This window comes from Nonomuraea antimicrobica (assembly GCF_039536965.1).
Classification (GTDB): Bacteria; Actinomycetota; Actinomycetes; order Streptosporangiales; family Streptosporangiaceae; genus Nonomuraea; species Nonomuraea antimicrobica.
Genome location: NZ_BAAAZP010000128.1, coordinates 1 through 1624 on the forward strand (window position 1 = coordinate 1; position 1624 = coordinate 1624).

Consider the following 1624-nt stretch of genomic DNA (forward strand, 5'->3'; position numbering starts at 1 on the left):
CGGAACAGTTACTCCACGAAACGGACACTCCCTGTTACCGATACCTCGCCGCCGCCCTGCTCGAACATGGGCGGCATAAGTCGGGCGCGGTGACGAGGCAAGGCAGTTTCCGCAGGTGGCAGTGCGCGCTAGCCGACTTTTTGTAAGTCGCTGCCCTCTTCTCTCGTACTTGGTCTGCACCCCCTCGTATATGTCCCCGGCCGCGTGCGTGACCGTGTCGGGGGTGTTCACGGGCGGACGCCGCGCGATGGCCGCGGGCGCACGTCCCGAGGGCACACCTCAGGATTGCAGCCAAAGCAGCGGGTCACAGGTGTTGGTCCCCGTGAGGTTGGGCATGCTCGGATCCCTCAGTTGGAGCTCGCTGTTCACGATGAAATAGCCGCCGGCATTGCGAGGTATCACGATCAGCGTCTGGAACCGCATCTGTTCCTGGGCGTCGGCGATCGTCGCGCCGTGGCCCAGGGCGTGCAGGAGCATGGTCCTGAGCATGTCGAAGAGATTGTCGTGGCTGAATCCCGGCCAGATCAGCACGCGGTAGGTGTGCGGTATGGTCACGTGCTGCTGGTTGACACCTCGGACCGACACCCGTGAGTTCGCCCAGTCGCTCAAGTGCATGGCGGCGCGCGCCTGATTGTTTTCGAGATCCCCTTTGGATTCCCCTCGCGCCATCGCCATGTGAATGTGCAACTGGTTGAGCCTCCGGGCTCGCTGCGAGTTGATCCCCAGCCCTATAGGGGCCGTCACCACGGTGGGCGGCCTGGTGGAGAAGTAGTTCGCGGCATCCCAGTAGTTCGGCGCCTGGCTGCCGCAGATCCAGGGGCACTCGATCCCGTTGACGCGCTGGGTGGGCACCAGGATGAAGTTCGCGGGAGCGTGCATGCTGCCGGGCATCACAACGTAGTCGGTGCCGTTCTGCAGGCAGGTTTGGTTGCTGTGGCACCGCTGCATGGCGCGCCAGAGCCCGTCGTTGCTCGTCGTGCTGCCGCACACGGTCGGGTCGGGCCCGCCGGGGGCGGTCGGCGGCTCCGGGGGCGGCTTGGCCGCGACCAGGCCGGATCCGCCGAGGACGACACTTGCGCCGGTCAGGCCGGAGAACTGGACGAAACAGCGTCGCGACAACCCGTTGTCGACGTCGTCCGCCAGCTCGTTCTCACCCATGAATACTCCCGATGATGCCCGCACGAATGTATCCCGCGGAATTGCGGTTCCGGCCCACGGACGCGGGCGGAGGCGCTCACGGCGAGAGCCGAACAGCGCTTCTCTCGACGCCTTTCCCAGCGGCGGAAACGGGGCGCTCGAACCAGAATGCTCCCCCTCTCGATCAGTCGGCGAAACCTCCCCCCGTGAAACTTTGGATTCTGCAAGCACGAACGACGCACTGCCCTCCGCGCCATTGGAAGCCTCGGATGTTCCGCTTGCCCGGCTTACCCGGTTCCTGTCGTCAAAAGACCAACAATTTATCCCTCGGCTGCCCCCTTTCTCTCGTACTTGGTCCGCACCCCCGGTAGAGGTCACGCCGGTCCTGGCCGTGCATGGCCCGTACGTGCCGCTGCGCGGGCTGACGGCAGGGCGGCGGCGAGGTATCGGTAACAGGGAGTGTCCGTTTCGTGGAGTAACTGTTCCG

General features: G+C 65.0%; 1 protein-coding gene. It reads right to left on the minus strand.

All coding sequences use genetic code 11. From position 1 onward, the window contains the following. Nucleotides 1–279 precede the first annotated feature (279 nt). Entirely contained in the window at nucleotides 280–1158 is an 879-nt protein-coding gene (locus ABD844_RS34185; RefSeq protein WP_344887168.1) for a CDP-diacylglycerol diphosphatase, read from the minus strand. Nucleotides 1159–1624: the final 466 nt, after the last annotated feature.

What these genes read in the sequence shown, in the direction of transcription:
- ABD844_RS34185 (WP_344887168.1), bottom strand. Translation starts at nt 1,158, where the DNA reads ATGGGTGAGAACGAGCTGGCGGACGACGTCGACAACGGGTTGTCGCGA.